Genomic DNA, 18,029 nt, shown 5'->3' with positions numbered 1-18,029 from the left:
TCCCCGGGCGTCACGTGCGCCATGTGCAGGCACACGTAACCCCCACCCCTGGCGTTACGCCGTCCACAGGCACGGTCATGGCAAGGACCGGGACGCCCGACGTCCCAGGAGAATGATCATGTATCCGATGACATTGCAGGAACGGGCAGACTGCTCGCGCGCCTGCCCCTCACGGCACCATCGGACACCACGCGCAGCGCTGCCATCGAGGCGGCGCAGCCTTGCAGGTCATGGAGATTCATGGGAGCCTGCAACTCTGGGCGGAGCTTGGCCGTGGGCTCGCGCGCACCGAGGCCAAGCGTGCACTCGAAGAGAAGGACGAGGGCGGAGGTGTGCGGTGGTACGACACGGGTCGTTGTCCCAGGACAGCACCTGCTGCGGTGCATTGCCTTAGCATCATAAGCCTCTCAGGTAATGCAACGGCCCTTCTCTTGGCAGTGCCATTAATGCGACTCCTGAGGTCGCTTTTTTCTTTTGCGCGGCGATTCTGTTGGCCCGAGGCTGCTTGCCCTATCGTTCTCGAAGGCCTGTATGCTGTCTGGACTTGCAGGCAGTGGCGTACTGCGGTGCGCCTAAGTGCTGTCGTTTACATATTCCATTCTTGCTCGGTTGCAAACATAATGAATAATCATAATACGAGGCATTTGGAAATACCATATTCCGCATTGGCGGATTTTTCAGATCGAGAAATATATGCCCTAAATATGCTCGGGCATATATACAACGAAACGATGGCGTTGGCGAAATTCGCGTTTGTCAGCAAGGGCACCATGGATCAGCCTCAAGCGATAAAGGATGCGAACATGTTTCAGACCATACTTTTCGCGCGCCTTCATGCTGGGAAACTCCATGAGACACAGAAGACGATAAATGGTAATCGCGATGTCAAGGAATTTTTATTCAAGCGCTGCTTTTCCTTAATTGGCGAGGACCGTGGCAGATCCTTGCTAAAGAAATTCAACGCAGATGCGTCCGGCTGCAAGTGGCTGTCCGACGCTAGAAATATGGATGCCATGCATTTCGGCACCTTTGAGCAGCTTCGGAGAGGGGTGGAGGAAATAAGAACCAACGAGATTGGGTTCGAAATGATTCGTGGTGATCTTGCCATGAGTACGTTATTCCTGACATCCAGTGTTATGACGGCGACATCATTTTACTATAGAGCAGATCCTGCTAACTGGCAGACAGGACTGGAAAACCTTATATCGGATATTGAACAGGTTCAGAATTCTCTGGTCGATCTAGTTACTGTATCGTTGCGCGCACTCATAGATAGTAAACGGGACGAAAATCTCCCCGAAGAAAGCCGAGTGCGCGAGCAGGACAACGAATCTTTCAACATGCCGAACATTCATAATTTCCACCTTCCTTACTTCTTTGCCCTCGATTAGGGTTTCCGCCGCCGTCGCTCCATCATCCGGCCCACCTGTGTCTGCTGGCGAATGGAGCGCACAGCCGCCGCGGAGCCGCGGATCACCGACCGTCAGCTATGGCCGACAACTTGCCAGCCGAGACACCGCGCGGATGGCCGTTCCACCTTGCTACCGGACATAGCTCTCGCATTGGGTCGAAAGGCAGTTGTGGGTCGCACTCAGCCGGCCGCCCTACTTCGATGCACCCTTGGTTCATGCGAAGCTCGCCAAGCGGTAGCCGGCCACAATCAGTCGTTCGACATACCGGCGCGAATCGTCGACAATCGCGCATCTCGTCGGAGGTTTGCTCGGCGCGACGCATCGGTCTCACTCAAAGCGGGAGTTCAGTGGTGGTTCTGCTAAATATCGCGCGACTTCCATTCACGTTGCTAGATCGTGGACTGCCGGCAGCCGCGTGCATGTTCTTTTTCCTCTATGCAATCATCCTTGTGTGTGCGGCCAAAGCAATGTTCGATTTCGCGAACTTTGCCGGTGTGAAGACCCAGACGGGTACAGCTAGCGTTCTAGCAAAGCGGATTGTGCCCGAGCATTGGGAATGGATCGGGCGCACACCTGTTCGCGTAAAAGAATATGAGACCCTTGATCTTCAGATCGGCGGTAGGCTCACGACCTACAGACCGGTGCCGTGGATTTTGGAGCGAACAGCTGCGAACACGACGGAACCGGTCCAGTTCAAGGCCGGCCGACTCAGTGGGAAAGTTCAGGTCGAGAAGTTCAAGTACCTTTGACATCCGGAGCCGAGCGTCGTGCTCGGCCGTGAGGCGAAACGCGGCCAATAAGTGCCTTTCGTCCATCGACGCAAATCGACATTCGTGTGTCGGCTTCGCATCGAGAATAGCCGCTCGCCCGCTCATACCGTTGTTTGAATCAGTCGGGCAGAAAGGTAATCACCACACTGGTTTCGCAGCACCACGAATGACCGGTTGTGAGAAAGACTAGCGCCTGAAAAAGGCGTACGTGGTTTTTCGCCTCGTTAGAACATCATTCAGCCAGGAGCATTCAAAGCCGAGAAATAATCCTTCGCAATAAACCATGGGCTGCGATCCGGAAACACCAGTGCGGCGCAGGTAGCAGCCATACGTACGCTTGCATGTCGAATGGAAACGTCAGCTTCCAATTGCGGCACACACGCTTCTCGCCATCGCTGGACAAGGTCTGCCGCTTGCCATACCTTGTGCCCAATCTGGAAAACGTGATTGCGACCGTTGCGTATTACAGGTTTTGCGAATTCTAGATGAGAATCGGGTAGGAAAATGCAGTGCGTCAAGTGATCCAAGGTTTGAAGATGCCCATCGCATTCCTCGGCCAGCCCGTAGCGAGCAGCGAGTAACAAGACCAAAGAGAGGCTTTCGCAGGGTCGCGCGATCGCCCCTTGGCAGTCACCGAAGTTCCCCGTAATGCGGGCATGTAGATACGACAGCACATCTTCGGGGTTTATCGACGGAGATGCGAGCGCGCCCCTGGCGGAAAGGATACTGTTGAACAGCATTCCTATCAACATCTCGGCCTGCTCTGTCATATCGTGCGAAAGTGCTGCATTCGCGAACACCAATATGTAGGGAGTTTCACTGTCGCTCATCCCTGTCATGGACAGCGGATAATTCTCAAGCAACAGAGTGGCTAAGCGACTGACTAACGTGGAGGCGCTTTCATGGGGTTCGAGTAACTGCTCATAAAAGTACAGCAGGGCCCCTGCCCAACCGAGCAGACGAGTCAACCGCAACGGTAGGTAGAACAGATCCGAAATTGAATTGATTAAAAGGTAATCAGACTTCGCTTCCAGATGCGCAAGAACGTCCTGCAACGCGATCGTAAGTTCAAGTGTCAGTTCAGAAACAAGCTCACAAATGGCAACATCCACCGCCCCTTCGTCACCAGCAAAAGCGAGGAGCGTCGAAATGCAGGTGCCAATGGTTTCGACGACCGCAAAAGAATTACTTGTGCCTCGCAATTTTGGGATTATGGCGGTGCATACACCCTGTACGAACTGGGTTGCTGATTGCGGATCAGCATGCAACTTGTCGACAACGGGCTGCAGCATCGCTTGCAACGCTTTGGGAGTAATCGTTTCAGGCTCGGCGTGATAGAGGCGCCAAATCTGCTGTGCAGCTCCGGATATCGTTCGGCCTGCTGTCGATATTGGGACGATTCGGGTCATATCGTGAATCGCCGAAGCTTGATTTCCGTCGTAGTGCGGATTCCGCGAAAAACGGGATTGACCGTACAAGTTGGCACCCCACACGACCGGGATCTGGCCGCCCGCAGAAGCCACCTCAAAAGAAGCCACACGTCCGGCGTCGATCAAGTCGAGAAAAGGGCTGCGCGTGTTTACAACTTTTTCTCCTGCGATCACATCAAGGAGCGCTCTTGTTCCCACGCCGCTGCCGTCTGTTTCATCGGCGGTCTGGTTGGCAGCCGAGGACGCGAAAATCGAAACCCCCGACGTGTTCGCGTCGCCGATCAATTCCGGCTTCAACAGTGCGCCCAGATCCGACACAAGGCCACCAGCCTGACATGCGTCCAGGATAATGTTGCATTGCGCCGGCGCGACGTCGTTGATGGCCTGAAAAACTGCGGAAAGCGAGAGCGCGGAGGTCGACATCATCGCGAGGTCCGCTTCGCGCAGCGCAAGGTAGTAAGTCCCTCGTATCACGCCACCGTGACCAGCGAAAAACAAAGTAAAGGTATCCACCGCAGTCCGCGACCGGAACAAGTCAATTAGAGTTCGATTTACAGTCGCCACATCGGGAGACAGCAGCAGGCGCGCGTCTTCCTGGGGATAATCTCCGAACGACGGATTGGTAAATATCCCATACGCATCCTGAGCGTCGTTTTCGGCGCCAGTTAGTTGCCCAAGATTTTCATACTTGTCGCAGCCGATGCAAAGCAGCACGCGACGGCCACGAACCTCAGCCGCGTTTAAATCGAGCGACACGGTTCGCCTCCCTAGCACGAGCATGGTCTTTCTTGGTTTCTATCAGCGACTCCAGCCGTTTCTTAAACTCTGTATCGCTATGTAACGGATCGTCCCTGAGCGCCCGAAGCGTCTCAGCCCCGGCATGTATCTGCGGCAACGTAGGCTCTCCATTTTTGTCGACACCAAACTCCAAGCGTTCGATCATCTCGTAGAAAGCTTCACCCGGCAACTTTCCTCCTCCACTCACTACATTCCCGACACCTTCCGCAGCCGCGGACACAGTTTGATATAGCATTTGGCGGGTCGACGCATCGATTTCCGCCGCCAAGTCCTCAATTTTTTTGAAGAGAGCGCTCAGGTCCGCGTCGATGACCTGCTGTTTTGACAACGTGACGTAGAAGCTGTGTTTCTGAAGCTTTGATACCTCATCAGGAGCACTGCTGTTATGAGGCTGCCAGTCGGTGCCGTGCATAAACCTTTGAGTGTTCTCATTGGACATGTATTCGCTACGTAGGTCTGAAACCTTTTGCGCTACGCGCTGACCAAAACTGGACATGAAAGCCGAGTCCTCAACGGCAAACGGAAATGGCACTGCATCCTGCATCGTAGCCTCCCCTAGCGAACATTCCGCACACAATATCATGCCTATCAATAGCGGCCGGCGAACCGGGTGGCCCCGAAGGGAAGGGGCTCCCGTCCGGCACCTGTTGCACTCATACATCACCGAAAAAATCGGTTCACAAAGAAGCAGACGTTCAGAATGGGACGCGCCGCAACTTGCGGATGATCGCACCGGGCGAGAAGGCGCTGGTCATCGCAGCCCTTCGCCATGTCCCCAACATCGTGAAAGCCGCCATTGACATGGTGCTGGCACCAATGGCTGTTGTGGGTCGCGTTATGCCTTTTGCATGAGGCGCGCCGCTGCGGCGATCGCCGCGCTCGGTCGTCGGACGCAGAGCGGCCAGTAGGCGACATCCATCGTTGCTCAGATCGTGTCATTCGGACGTCTGCTTTGCCGCGAAGGCCGTCGGCCGCCGGAGATTTTTGCTCCCCGGACTGCCGGCCTGCGAGGCGTTCGAATAGACGGCCACGCCACAGACCGTATCGTTTTGAACCTAGTCGGGTGCGCCGCCTAACCAATGTAGATTAGACGCGCTCTTTCGTCGAGGCCGCGGGCTAGTTCCGCATAATCATGCGGAACTGAGCGTCGACCACCTGATGAGGTATCGGAAAGAGATTCGTCCCTGGGGACTTGTGACCAAATACAAGGCAAAATGTCGGGCTGGCATAAACCGTCTAAACGGTTCGTCACGTAAGAGAAAATCTAATCAAGGGGAATTGAATGATAGATACGAAACACGAGCTTTGTTCGTTTGAAGATGTACGCGCTATCCTGAAAGATATATCTCTGGACGACGGCCACTACTTTCGTGGCGAGCGGCGCAACGACTATTCGTTGATTCCAAAAATTGGTCGTGTAACAAGTGAGCCGAAGGAGGCTGAGCCCGGGAAACTAATCCTTGATCTCCGGTACCCAGTCACTATAATCGACGAGCGCGAAGCTTTTCAACGATTCAAGGCCGCTGCTCGCCCGCATCTTATTTCGCCGCCGAGCGATGATTGGGACTGGCTGGCACTCGCGCAGCATCATGGCTTGCCCACTCGCCTACTAGATTGGACAACGAATCCGCTTGTTGCGTTGTATTTTGCGGTATCCGAATTTGTGGATGATTCTTGGTTGCGGAGTGAGAGGGTAAATTCGCCAGATTACAACGGAGACGCGGCATTTTATGTCATGCGCGTCAAACATCAACCTCTCGACACAAAAAATTGCGACCCGTTTACTAGTGATGGCGTGTTCTTTCCAAGTCACGTTAGTCCTCGAATAACTTCGCAATGCGGCCTCTTCTCGATTCAGCAAAAGCCACATGCACCGCTGTGGTGGGGCAGAATAAGGAAATTTCATATCCCGTTCTCGGCGAGGATGGATATAAAGCGTGAGCTTGCTCTCTTTGGGGTGACGCATAGCTTTATCTATCCTGGGCTCGAAGGGATCACCAAGGATCTGCAGGAACGTATTAACAGCTTTTGACGACTCGTTACTCAGTCGAAGACAAATCGCATCGCGATCCCATCGCCGGTGGTGAGATGGCGGCAACACGCAGAAAGCTGCCGCTCGGCAATTCGGGGGGCTGGCGGCAGCTTCGGGGCGAAATGTGAGTTCACGGACGCAGAATGCTGCCGTCCGCCTGCTTGACGCTGTCACCGTCAGCAACCTGCCACATTGCTCACGTGGAACCCGGCCCATTCCAATGACGGCAAAGGCCGATTATGCTGCTCGTGAAGAGCCAGCGTGGATGACCGGACAACTCGGATAGCTGCCGTTGAAGCTGTAGTGGCTCGACCGTCGGCTTCGGGTCGGCCCCGGAAATTCGTGCCATCTCGGCGACACACGATGGTCCGCGGGCTCCGATTTCCGGGATCGACCAGGAAGCGACGTTCGGCTACATAGCCGAGGCTACTCTGTGTTGCGTTAGTCCCAAAATGGGACTAAAATGCAACGAATGCGAATCGTTGCCAAAAGAACCTTGCTCGACTTCATCGGGCGTCACGCGCAAGCCGAACAGGCGTTGTTGGCGTGGTATGCGGAAGCGTCGAAGGCCAACTGGAAGACCCCGCAGAACATCAAGGACCAGTACGCGAGCGCCAGCTTCGTCGGTCGGAACCGCGTGGTTTTTAACATCAAGGGCAACGACTTCCGGTTGATCGTCGCCGTGGCCTACCAGATCGGCGTGGTGTACGTGAAGTTTATCGGCACGCACGCGCAATACGATAAGGTCGATGCGGCAACCGTAGAAATGGAGTAACGAGATGGACATTCACCCGATTCGAACCGAGGCCGATTACGAGGCCGCCCTGAAGGCGGTGTCCGCGCTCGTCGACGTGGATCCTGCTTCAGGCACGCGAGAAGGCGACGAGTTGGAGATTCTAGCGATCCTCGTTGAGAAGTACGAGGCCGAGCACTTCCCGATGGCGGTGCCGAACCCGATCGAGGCGATCAAATTTCGGATGGAACAGGCGGGCCTGTCGGTCTCCGACATGCAACCGTACATCGGGAACAGCAACCGCGTGTATGAGGTGCTCGCCGGCCGGCGCGCGTTGAGCCTCTCTATGATCCGCAAGCTGCACGATGCGCTGCATATTCCTGCCGACGTGCTGATCGGACCCGCGTAACTGCAACGTCGGCAACAGTCGTCGAAGCGCCACAGACCTTCGCAAATAAACTAATGAGCACGGCATCTCCGCCGCCGCCGATTGCATGACGAGACGTGCAACGACAGAGATGGGTAGGCTCGGCGCCATCTTCGCCTTCCGACCATGAGCCGTCACTCGATCCCAAGTTGTAGATCGTCAACAAACTATCTCTGATCTTCCTCTTTCATGACTCTCGGTCAGGTAGTACGCACGTTCTCCGTTTGCATCTCGGCAGCATTACTCTGTCCTCATGCGGTTGCGAGCACTCGGGAAAATCGCTGCGGTTGGTTGCAAAACCCCACCCCCGCCAACTGGTGGCTCGTCGACAAGGATGGAAGTTGGACACTTTCCGTTATGGGAGAGAGGCCGGTTCCAGGATTCGACGATCTCCCTGACATGACCTCGCGTGATTGGGTCGTCACCAATGCGGGCGGACATGGTTACGGATGCGCCTGCATCGACATGGATGTCGACAATGGCGCCGGTGAAGTCGTACGGATTTATTCGGCGAAGGTGCTTCCGCTGAAGCGTTGCAAGACTGATCGCTCGTTGCCGCTGCCATGAACACGCGATGAAGTCCGGCATCCGGCATGTATGACGGCGGTCTCGTACCGGCCACAAGCGGCCGTTCGACACCGGTGCCTCGATCGTCGACAATCATGGCGTTTCGCGAGCGCGATGCAGTAGCGATCACCTGTCTAGTCGGAGCGTTTGATGCCTTGGCTTCCCTTCTATGCGTGCTTCGAAGATATGTCACGCCTTGAGACCTTTCTGAATCAATCGAGCGATGTCGCGATGATTCAACCGGTGACCGCGGGGAAATGGCGCGCATGCCGCCCAGTGCAATTGCAAGCCGGACGAAATTGTCTTTGGCACGTGCCAAGCGGACCGCTGCCGCTAATACCCGCCACGTACGGTGACTGTCTCGGCGTGATCGACGATCCTTGGGCGGGGTGGACAGAGCAGCGCCAAGGTGCTGACCCGAAACAGCCGTTCTTCGGTCCGGGGCATCCAGGGATAGTCTGGGTAAATGTGCATGAACGCTCGCAGGCGCAGCCAGGCGCCATCGCTATCTCCTCAATCGAATGGAGTGGAGCGCGGCACCCGAGAGGCTCCGATGCAGAATCAACAAGGAGGCTTTGGGCGTCTCTGCTGCGCTGGATGAGCCGGCATGCAACAAAGATCCCCCGAAGTGGGCGATTAGAGGGAGGGACTGCGGAGATATACGCGTTGAGCGACGCGCTCGCTGAGATTCAAGCTGGGACGCCCCGATCGGCAAATCCCGCACCCTTTGAGCACGTCACATAGTGAACGATTTCGCAGCAGATCGACACTGCCCGCGCCCGCCGATACCGATTCGATTGACCGCTTTTGAGAAGCATGACGGGATGCTCCGGGTCGGCCCCGGAAATTCGCGCCAACTCGGCGACGCGCGATGGTCCGCGGGCTCCGCATTTCCGGGATCGGCCAAGAGCAGTCGGTGGCAACTGGAGAAAGCAGACGCTCAACGGAGAGATGCCGGCGACTCGCAGGAGCGACCTAAGGCGCGGATGCTGCAAGGCGTCCGTGTCGACCGAGAAGTTAGAGCGCATGGCTCACGCGCGCGCTCATTCCTGCATTTGGAGTAGAACTTGGATGCACAATGTTCCTGCATCGCGCGTTCGCTCGGCTCGCTTCACCAAGTAATAGTCCAATGCCATCAGCGGCGTGACCTTCTCGCTGCCTCTGGAGATCATTTCGGCGGCTTGGACAACACGCAGCAACTCGGCGAGATCCAGCAGATGGATAAAACCACCCGTCGCCTTCATGAAGTCCGCAATAAACGCCGGACCGTAGTTCTCTTGATTTTCTATCAAGTCGAACTCAGGAATGAGAACGACGGCGTGTGCCGGCTTTGACCGCTCAACGTCTATAGCGGATCCACCACGAGTGGTAACCGGCGCACCATCTTTGAGCCGCCGAATGCTTCCGCGCAGCTGGCGAACTGCTTTTTCGACGTGCTGCGATACATCGTTTGCTAACTTCGTTCGATCAGGCAACTTGTCGCGGTTGAAGACAGTGAGAGCCTTCGACTCGATCAACAGTGCACCGTGCTCGTGGCTGAGGAGAATATCCGTGAGTTCGCGTGTTCCGTTCCCCTTTGGTATCTGGGGACTGTGGTGTACCCCACGCGGATGGAGGCTGTCGGTTAACCAGACTGCAAGCTGTTCCTGCTGTCCGCCCTCGTCTCGGCTGAACAAGTCGACCGGGCTGTCACTGCCGTGGCTCGTAATGAAGTGATTGAAAACTGCATGCCACTCGTCGATACGGACAATTTCTGTAGACAGCAACTCGCTGGGGGGTGTACTGCCGATGAACGCCCGATCCAGCAGGTCGCCCGCCTCTTTAGCAATGGCCGTGTAATCTCCTTTTCCCAGTGTCGCGTTGCTGATCCAGCCGTTCACCTCCGAAGTGAAGCTAGCCTTTACGGTGGACCATGCAACATTCAGGGCAAGCTCGTTAAACAGGAATATGGGGGACGGTTCGCCTGATGCCAGCCCCCGAAGCGCTCTGATTTCTGCCTCGTTCTCCACGACTGACCATAGCGTCGCAGGTTTAGATGGATCGTCGTACGTCGTTAATGCATACAGGAGACGACCGTTTACGCGCGCCAGATGAAACCGTAGCCGCGCACCCAACACCATGAATTTCAGCAAGAGCGTGCTGCCCTTCACCAGCAGCGTTGGCTCAAAGCCATCTTTTCCCTTGGCATGGTCAAGTCGTATGAGTTGCGGCGTAGCCAGGAACTCAGATTGATAGTGTGAGGCGAGTATGTGCATGTGGCCTTCTTCGTGCTGTCATCGCTCAATGCCGTCCCTCCACGCACTGCATGGGATCGATCCTTCGAGCGCACTCATTCCGAACACTATAGCCTGCGCACATGACCCGTAGTACATTATCCGATTACGGCCTTGCGGCTGAAGGGCAGCTCAGGGTCGACAAGGGAATTTCGCGGCAACGCCGAGCCGGTGACTGGCTGGCGCAGAGCCGAACTTCCGGGTTCGGCCATTTGGGGACATTCGACAGACTGGCCTCGATCGCCGACAATTGGCGCCCATCCAACCCAAGCGGCGAAGCGAGATCATGTCGAAAAACAAACCAGCGTTTGGCAAAGCTATCCCCGTTCTCGCATCGCTCGACATCGCACGAACGTTGCAATTCTTCAATGAAGTTCTAGGTTTCAAAACGCATCACATCGAGAATTTCTCGTATGGGATGGCCGCAAGAGGCGACGTCGAAATTCATTTCTGGTTGTGCAACGAAAAGCACATTGCAGAGAACACCTCATGCTACGTGCGCGTCGATGATGTATACGCACTGCATGCGGAACTGAAGTCAAGATTGCCTGCATTGGAGCACGTTACAGAAAGGGAATGGGGCATGGCGGAACTTTACGTGATTGACCCCGATGGTAACCTGGTCAAGTTCGGCCAGTCGATCGATGACGGGCCAGCATCAAGCGATGCCTGACGCTCGCGCACGGTCACTGCCGAGACCTTCAACCCGTTGGAGCGACGCCGCGCGACTGATCTGAACGACCGTTGTTGAAAGTTTTGAGCGTCTCTTCAGGGTCGGGAGTACGCACTGCCGACTGGCCGCTTACGGGCCGCTGAATCCACTGGCCGCTTTCCGGCGGTGAATTTGAAGAGTGGGCTGACACAGCCCGACCCCGAAGAGACCGTCGCGGAAAGCCATAGGGACGCCCGTGCGTTCCGCCGGCATCTGATCCACTTATGCCACAATTGCCGCCGAATCTAAAGCTGAAGGCGAAGGGCTGGGCCGCCGCCGAACCTGCATTCACTTAAACCAACCAGCCTCCACGATTCCCGGGGCGGTTCAAACAGGTGCGCGCCTATGTAGGCAGTCCCATTTTTGATGAACTACGGCTCATTATCCTTAAGACATTCGGAGTCGTGGAGGTTCTCCGCGAAGCGCTGTCGCCGCTTGCTTCAGAGATCAAACTCGCCTTCGTATACGGGTCGATAGCTCAAGGCAGTGACCGCGCCAGCAGCGATGTTGACGTCATGCTGGTCAGTGAAAACCTCAGCTATGGGCAAATCATGGCTGCGCTTGAGCCGGCCGAAAAGCAGTTCGGCCGCGCGGTACAGATTACCCAGTACACTCTCGATGAATTTCTTGAGAGAAAGCGCAAGAATCATCCCTTCCTTGCGGAAGTGCTGCGTCAGCCGAAGCTGATGGTGATAGGTAAAGAGGATGACATCGAACATATTGGATAACCTGGTACGCATTGGAAAACTAAAGCCCTTCCCGGCAAACCGCAGCGAATTTGAGCACCTGCTTGGCTTCGCTCGGACCCTGCTCGGCACGGTCACAAGCAGCGGCACAATGGCAACGGAGAGTCAGTTCGTTCTCGCTTACGATGCCGCCCACGCCGCCTTACGCGCTCACGCCTACCGAAGCGACGATCGATCCCTTGTATTTCAGTGTCTCGAACACACGATCGGCTGGCCGACCGAAAAATGGCGCGTACTCGATAACTGTCGTCGCAGGCGCAACGCGGCCGAATATGAAGGCAACGTCGACCTTCCTGCGAGTCTGACTGCGGAGTTGGTTCAGCTCACTGCTGAACTCATAGAGACGGTATCCGGACTCGAACGCATATTGCCCACCACCTGACGCCGCTTCGCGGGAATAGTCGTTCGGCCGCCGTGCGGGCGATGCGTTCGTAATTGCGTGACACCAGTAGAACAAATTGTCTGTACGGCGCGGAGTAAGCGCCCGGCGAAGTCGCCTTGAAGCCCAAGTGTTCTGACGCGAGCATCGTGTCCATTAACAACTTTTAATGGACAGGTGTACATGATGGAAGAACTGGCAGCGAATCGCGAAGTCGCAGTGCAGCCGGTGCGCCGCCGCCGGCATAGCAAAGAATTCAAGGCGGAAGTGATGCGTGCGGCGATGCAGCCGCACGTGTCAATTGCGGCGGTGGCGCTGCACTACCGTCTCAATGCCAATTTGGTCCGCACGTGGATCACCCGGCAAACGAAGCACCAAGGCGGCAAGCAACCCAGTCGTTCAACCGATGTGTCGTCTGCCGAATTCGTTCCGCTACAGCTCGCCGCGTCGCCGAGCACAGCACCGGTATCTGGTGCAATCGAGGTGGAAGTGCGCCGTGGGGCGACGACGATCACGGTGCGTTGGCCGCTGTCGGCCGCCAGCGATTGCGGCGCGTGGCTGCAAGGTTGGCTGCGGTGATTCGCATCGAGGCGATTTGGCTGGCGACCGAACCGCTCGATATGCGCGCCGGCACGGAGACGATCCTCGCGCGTGTCGTCAAGGTCTTCGGCGCGGCGCGTCCGCATCACGCGTACTTGTTCGCCAACAAGAACTCGACGCGGATGAAGGTGCTTGTCTATGACGGCTTGGGTATCTGGCTGGCCTCTCGGCGTCTGAACAAGGGGCGGTTCATCTGGACGAATGGGGATCTGATGATCGCCACCGCGCTTAACCCCGAGCAATTGCAGGCGCTGGTGATGGGGCTGCCCTGGCGCACGCTCGCCCACGATCACGCGATCACGGTCGTGTAATGACCCTAAAGCCGTAAACTGGCTTGCTTCCGCGGCGGGGTGGGTTCTGGCAGACTGCCCGCATGAACCTACCCGCCAATCTCGACGCTATGAGCCCCGACGAACTGCGCACGCTGGCTGCGCAGTTGATGGCTCAGGTTGGCGAGAACGAGCGGGAACTGCGCTACCGTCAGACGCGTATCGAGCAGCTCACGCACGAGATTGCTACGCTCAGGCGCCTGCATTTCGGCAAGCGCAGCGAGCAACTGAACGTCGAGCAGATGAGCTTGCTCAACGAGGCCATCGACGCCGACTTGGCCGCACTCGAAATCGAGCTCGAGCAGTTGCAGTCGAATACGCCCGCAGATAAGCAGCGCCAGCAGCCCAAGCGTGCACCGTTGCCGGCGCACTTGCCGCGCACCGACATCCACCATGAACCCGACGACATCACGTGCGCCTGCGGTTGCCAGCGCGTGCGTGTCGGCGAGGACATCAGCGAGAAGCTGGATTATACGCCGGGCGTGTTCACGGTCGAGCGCCACATCCGCGGCAAATGGGCCTGCAAGGCATGCGAGACGCTGATTCAGGCACCCGTGCCACCGCACGTGATCGACAAGGGCATTCCCACCGTCGGGTTGCTCGCCCAAGTGTTGGTCGCCAAGTACGGCGATCACTTGCCGTTGTACCGTCAAGAACGCATCTTTGAACGCGCCGGTCTTGCCATCCCCCAATCGACGCTGGGCGAGTGGGTTGGCGTATGCGGCGTGCGATTACAGCCGCTGGTCGACGCGCTTCGCGAAGTGCTTCTCCAGCACAATGTGCTGCACGCCGACGAGACGCCAGTGCAAATGCTCGTTCCCGGTAAAGGAAAGACGCAGCGCGCGTACGTATGGGCATACGCCACGACGCAGTTCGCCGACGTGCGCGCCGTCGTCTACGAGTTCGCCGATAGTCGTGCGGGTGAACATGCTCGTACGTTCCTCGGTGATTGGCGTGGCAAGCTGGTCTGTGATGACCATAAAGGCTACAAAGCCGGATTCGAGCTGGGGATCACCGAAATCGCATGCGTTGCCCATGCAAGACGCAAGTTCTTCGAGCTGCATGCCAGCAACAAGAGTCAAATCGCCGAACAGGCGCTGAAATACTATGGCGAGCTTTACGCTGTCGAGCGCGATGTTGCTGAACTCACGCCGGATCGTAGACGAGAAATGCGTGAGGCGCGTGCTCGGCCGATCGCCGATGCGTTACATGAGTGGATGCTCGCCCAACGCAAACTCGTCTCCGAGGGATCGGCGATCGCCAAGGCCCTCGACTACAGCCTCCGGCGTTGGGCAGCGTTTACGCGTTATCTGGACGATGGGCACGTGCCTATTGATAACAATTGGCTGGAAAACCAAATCCGCCCTTGGGCCATCAGTCGGTCGAACTGGTTATTTGCCGGCTCGTTGCGCGCCGGACAACGCGCCGCGGCAATCATGAGCCTGATTCGATCCGCGCAGCTCAACGGCCACGATCCCTACGTCTATCTGAAAGACGTTCTCAATCGATTGCCGACCCACCGAGCCGACGACATCGCCGCGCTTCTACCGCATCACTGGCGCCTGCCGTCGTTTGATTAACGGCGAGGACGCCCGGGGATGCCTTCGCCGGGCGCTTACGGCGCGGAGAGAATTCACTTTGAGCGAAGCTACGCCGCCAACCACTTCTGCAACGCCTCCCACGCCCTGAGCTTCCCCGCATAAGGCACGGCCGCATAAGCGGGACTGCTCGATGGCAGTTTGACGAGATCGAGCGATATCCGGCTTTCGGCCAGCGCTTGCATCCCGATTTTCGCTGCAGTGCCGCCGTTGAAAGCAACAGCCGCAAGATTTGGCAACGCAGCCACAAGCGCCGCAAGATCGTTCGTCGCGTGATCGCGAATACGGCTGTCGAGACTCCCTTCCCGCTTCGCCTTTGCAATCACATCCCACAGCCCCACCCGGTGATCGAGCAGCACCTGCAGCCGCGCCGCGTACTCCATCCCCGGCAGCGCCACGCCGATCACATCCCCGATCAAATGCCAAAACCGATTCTGCGGATGCGCGTAGTACTGACTTTGCGCAAGCGATGCTTCGCCCGGCAGGCTGCCCAATACGAGCACGCGCGTATGCTCGTCGACGACCGGTGGAAACGAACGTTTAAACGTCACGACGATGACGATGGCGGCGCGACACGCCGAGTCAGCGCCGCGCGCTCGGTAGCGCGGTTGGGCCCATGTCCCGCATTCGACGGCCGCGCGGGACGCCCGCCACGGTCGTGCCGAAGCACGAACGAAGGGGCATCGCCCGAGCCGGCAACACGCGCGGGCTTAGCCAGACGCGCCCACAGCGCCGGCAGCATGCACTCGGTCACCATGAGCGGCGCGCCGTGCCGTACGAATACCGAGCGCCGCGCGAGCAACCCGTGCGGCGCGCGTCCTGCGATCTGGCGTCGAGCCAGCACCGTCAGCGGGTGCCGCAACGCGAGCCGCGCGCTGACCAGCACCGAGCGCGCAACCGTGCTGTCTGCATAGAGCAACTCCGCGAGCGGCCGCGTACGCAGCCGCCGCATCGCCTGCCATACGCCACGGCTAGCGGCGAGCGGCGCGATGCTGTGCGCGACGACGAACGGCACGCCATCCACCTCCAGCACCACTTCTCGCACCCATACGCGAGTGCGCGCCGAAACACGCAGCGCAGCGCACTCGTCTGGCCACGCGCAATCGACAGCCTCGCGCGTGACGCGCACTCGCACCACGCCCAGCGTGCGCAAATGCGCAGTGAGCGAGCCGCCGCGCGTGAGCCAGTCCTTTTCATCGAACGTCAATACGGGACGCTGGGCCGCGCGCCAGGCGCGGCCCGCTGCATCGTACCGAAGACACGCCGTGCGCATCACCGCGCGAGCAAGAGCGCGTTCGTGCGCTTGACGAAGCTAGCGGGATCTTCTAGCGCCCCGCCTTCGGCCAGCATCGCCTGATCGAACAGCAGATGACACCAGTCGTCGAACTGGCTCTGCTCGGGCGAAAGCGCTTTCACCAACGCATGCTCGGGATTGATTTCGAGGATCGGATGAAAATCGGGCGTTTTTTGTCCCGCGGCTTTCAACATGCGCTGCAGGTAGCCCGTCATTTCGCCGTCGTCGGCGACCAAGCATGACGGCGAATCGGTGAGCCGGAACGTCAGCCGCACATCCTTGGCCTTGTCCTTGAGCACTTCCTTCATCTTCTCGACGAGCGGCTTCATCGTCTCGCCGATGGCCTCGTGCGCCTTCTTCTCTTCGTCGTTGAACGCATCGAGATCGAGATCGCCGCGCGCCACGCTCGCAAGCGGCTTGCCATCGAATTCGGTGAAGTAGGCCAACGCCCATTCGTCCACGCGGTCCGTCAGCAGCAGCACTTCAATGCCCTTCTGACGGAACACCTCCAGATGCGGACTGTTCTTGGCCGCTTGCCACGTATCGGCGGTGACGTAGTAGATCTTCGTCTGCTCGGGCTTCATGCGCGAAACGTAGTCGGCCAGCGATACCGTTTGCTCCGGGCTATCGGTGTGGGTCGACGCAAAGCGCACGAGCTTGCCGATGCGCTCGCGGTTGGCGAAGTCCTCGCCCAGCCCTTCCTTGAATACTTGGCCGAACTCTTTCCAAAACGTCTCGTACTTGGCTTTGCCTTCTTCGGTTTCGGCGCCCGCGAGCTCTTCCAGCATCGACAGCACGCGCTTGGTCACGCCCTCCCGGATCGCTTTGACGTCGCGGCTTTCCTGCAAGATTTCACGCGACACGTTCAGCGGCAAATCCGCCGAATCGACCACGCCCTTCACGAACCGCAGATACGACGGCAACAACTGTTCGGCGTCGTCCATGATGAAGACGCGCTTCACGTACAGCTTCAGGCCGCCGCGGTGCTCGCGGTTCCATAAATCGAACGGCGCGCGCGAAGGCACGTACAGCAATTGCGTGTACTCGCTGCGACCTTCGACGCGGTTGTGCGTCCACGCGAGCGGATCTTGCTCGTCGTGCGCCAGATGGTGATAGAACTGCTTGTACTGCTCGTCTTCGACTTCGTTCTTCGGCCGCGTCCACAGCGCGCTCGCCTGGTTGACCGTTTCGTCTTCGTCCTTGACGACCATCTCGCCCTTCTCCGCGTCCCACTCCTCTTTCTTCATGAGAATCGGCAAGGCGACGTGATCGGAGTACTTCCGAATGATCGATTGCAGCCGGTACGCCGACAGCAGTTCGTCTTCGTCGGGCCGCAAATGCAGCGTGATGGTCGTGCCGCGCTGCGCACGCTCGATCGTCTCGACCGAGAAGTCGCCCTCGCCCGCGCTGACCCAGCGCACGCCCTCGGAAGCGGGCAAGCCGGCGCGGCGCGTCTCGACGGCGATCTTATCGGCGACGATGAAGCCGGAGTAAAAGCCCACGCCAAATTGGCCGATCAGCGCAGCATCTTTTTGCTGGTCACCCGACAGCTGCGAAAAAAACTCTTTCGTGCCCGAACGCGCAATCGTGCCCAAATGCGATACGGCTTCGTCGCGGCTCATGCCGATGCCGTTGTCGTCGATCGTGATCGTGCGCGCCGTTTTGTCGAACGACACGCGGATGCGCAAGTTCGAATCGTTCTCGTACAGCTCGCTCTTGGCGATCGCTTCGAAACGAAGCTTGTCGGCCGCATCCGATGCATTCGAAATCAGCTCGCGCAGGAAGATTTCCTTGTTGCTGTAGAGCGAATGAATCATCAATTGCAGAAGCTGTTTGACTTCTGCCTGAAAGCTCATGGTTTCTTGTGCCATGCTCTTCGGTTCCTCGTTGCGTTCGTAAATTCGGAAATGACGGAAAAAGCGCCGGGTC

18 protein-coding genes are annotated in these 18,029 nt (G+C 57.8%); 12 read left to right on the top strand and 6 right to left on the bottom strand.

Going from position 1 to position 18,029, the window contains the following annotated elements; all coding sequences use genetic code 11:
• Positions 1–620: 620 nt before the first annotated feature.
• The gene (locus MMB74_RS17300; protein WP_277429884.1) at positions 621–1,391 is read left to right on the top strand and encodes a hypothetical protein; all 771 of its coding nucleotides are present in this window, start codon (positions 621–623) and stop codon (positions 1,389–1,391) included.
• Positions 1,392–1,831: 440 nt separating this feature from the next.
• Complete coding sequence (locus MMB74_RS17295; protein ID WP_277429883.1) at positions 1,832–2,161, top strand: hypothetical protein; 330 nt, start codon at positions 1,832–1,834, stop codon at positions 2,159–2,161.
• Between the two features lie 257 nt (positions 2,162–2,418).
• Here the strand turns inward: MMB74_RS17295 and MMB74_RS17290 are convergent, their stop codons facing one another.
• Together MMB74_RS17290 and MMB74_RS17285 are read right to left on the bottom strand one after the other, a co-directional pair.
• Complete coding sequence (locus tag MMB74_RS17290) at positions 2,419–4,368, bottom strand: caspase family protein (RefSeq protein ID WP_277429882.1); 1,950 nt, start codon at positions 4,366–4,368, stop codon at positions 2,419–2,421.
• Complete coding sequence (locus MMB74_RS17285) at positions 4,343–4,954, bottom strand: hypothetical protein (protein ID WP_277429881.1); 612 nt, start codon at positions 4,952–4,954, stop codon at positions 4,343–4,345. The genes MMB74_RS17290 and MMB74_RS17285 overlap by 26 nt, the downstream gene beginning before the upstream one ends.
• A gap of 738 nt (positions 4,955–5,692) precedes the next feature.
• Between MMB74_RS17285 and MMB74_RS17280 the strand changes: the two genes are divergently transcribed.
• From MMB74_RS17280 to MMB74_RS17265, 4 genes are all read left to right on the top strand, one after another.
• Positions 5,693–6,442: an FRG domain-containing protein gene (locus tag MMB74_RS17280; RefSeq protein WP_277429880.1), complete on the top strand. Its 750-nt coding sequence runs from the start codon at positions 5,693–5,695 to the stop codon at positions 6,440–6,442.
• Between the two features lie 472 nt (positions 6,443–6,914).
• A complete protein-coding gene (locus tag MMB74_RS17275; RefSeq protein WP_277430032.1) occupies positions 6,915–7,217 on the top strand; it encodes a type II toxin-antitoxin system HigB family toxin in 303 nt (100 codons plus the stop codon).
• Between the two features lie 4 nt (positions 7,218–7,221).
• Complete coding sequence (locus MMB74_RS17270; RefSeq protein ID WP_277429879.1) at positions 7,222–7,584, top strand: transcriptional regulator; 363 nt, start codon at positions 7,222–7,224, stop codon at positions 7,582–7,584.
• Between the two features lie 207 nt (positions 7,585–7,791).
• A complete protein-coding gene (locus MMB74_RS17265; protein ID WP_277429878.1) occupies positions 7,792–8,169 on the top strand; it encodes a DUF4087 domain-containing protein in 378 nt (125 codons plus the stop codon).
• Between the two features lie 1,043 nt (positions 8,170–9,212).
• Here the strand turns inward: MMB74_RS17265 and MMB74_RS17260 are convergent.
• Positions 9,213–10,424, bottom strand: a complete 1,212-nt coding sequence (locus tag MMB74_RS17260) for a hypothetical protein (protein ID WP_277429877.1) — start codon at positions 10,422–10,424, stop codon at positions 9,213–9,215.
• 304 nt (positions 10,425–10,728) lie between these two features.
• On the opposite strand from MMB74_RS17260, the gene MMB74_RS17255 reads away from it, so the two are divergent.
• The 6 genes from MMB74_RS17255 (at position 10,729) to MMB74_RS17230 (ending at position 14,788) form a co-directional block, all read left to right on the top strand.
• The gene (locus tag MMB74_RS17255) at positions 10,729–11,115 is read left to right on the top strand and encodes a VOC family protein (RefSeq protein ID WP_277429876.1); all 387 of its coding nucleotides are present in this window, start codon (positions 10,729–10,731) and stop codon (positions 11,113–11,115) included.
• A gap of 443 nt (positions 11,116–11,558) precedes the next feature.
• A complete protein-coding gene (locus tag MMB74_RS17250) occupies positions 11,559–11,882 on the top strand; it encodes a nucleotidyltransferase domain-containing protein (RefSeq protein ID WP_277429875.1) in 324 nt (107 codons plus the stop codon).
• Positions 11,860–12,282, top strand: coding sequence for a hypothetical protein (locus MMB74_RS17245; protein ID WP_277429874.1), 423 nt, complete (start codon positions 11,860–11,862; stop codon positions 12,280–12,282). Before MMB74_RS17250 ends, MMB74_RS17245 begins: the two co-directional genes overlap by 23 nt.
• 180 nt (positions 12,283–12,462) lie before the next feature.
• Complete coding sequence (locus tag MMB74_RS17240) at positions 12,463–12,858, top strand: transposase (protein ID WP_277429873.1); 396 nt, start codon at positions 12,463–12,465, stop codon at positions 12,856–12,858.
• The gene (gene tnpB / locus MMB74_RS17235) at positions 12,834–13,190 is read left to right on the top strand and encodes an IS66 family insertion sequence element accessory protein TnpB (RefSeq protein ID WP_277429872.1); all 357 of its coding nucleotides are present in this window, start codon (positions 12,834–12,836) and stop codon (positions 13,188–13,190) included. The genes MMB74_RS17240 and tnpB overlap by 25 nt, the downstream gene beginning before the upstream one ends.
• A gap of 62 nt (positions 13,191–13,252) precedes the next feature.
• Positions 13,253–14,788, top strand: coding sequence for an IS66 family transposase (locus tag MMB74_RS17230; protein ID WP_277429871.1), 1,536 nt, complete (start codon positions 13,253–13,255; stop codon positions 14,786–14,788).
• Between the two features lie 68 nt (positions 14,789–14,856).
• On the opposite strand, the gene MMB74_RS17225 is transcribed toward MMB74_RS17230, so the two are convergent.
• From MMB74_RS17225 to htpG, 3 genes are read right to left on the bottom strand one after another with little or no spacing between them, the layout of a single operon-like run.
• Complete coding sequence (locus tag MMB74_RS17225; protein WP_277429870.1) at positions 14,857–15,357, bottom strand: DNA-deoxyinosine glycosylase; 501 nt, start codon at positions 15,355–15,357, stop codon at positions 14,857–14,859.
• Positions 15,354–16,079: a chorismate lyase gene (locus MMB74_RS17220; protein WP_277429869.1), complete on the bottom strand. Its 726-nt coding sequence runs from the start codon at positions 16,077–16,079 to the stop codon at positions 15,354–15,356. The genes MMB74_RS17225 and MMB74_RS17220 overlap by 4 nt, the downstream gene beginning before the upstream one ends.
• Positions 16,079–17,971 (bottom strand): molecular chaperone HtpG, encoded by a 1,893-nt coding sequence (gene htpG, locus MMB74_RS17215; protein WP_277429868.1) that lies wholly within the window; start codon positions 17,969–17,971, stop codon positions 16,079–16,081. The genes MMB74_RS17220 and htpG overlap by 1 nt, the downstream gene beginning before the upstream one ends.
• Between the last annotated feature and the right edge of the window lie 58 nt (positions 17,972–18,029).

Source organism: Trinickia sp. Y13, assembly GCF_029522115.1.
GTDB lineage: Bacteria > Pseudomonadota > Gammaproteobacteria > Burkholderiales > Burkholderiaceae > Trinickia.
The sequence above is the reverse complement of the archived record's forward strand: the minus strand, read 5'-3'. Positions and strand labels throughout refer to the sequence as shown.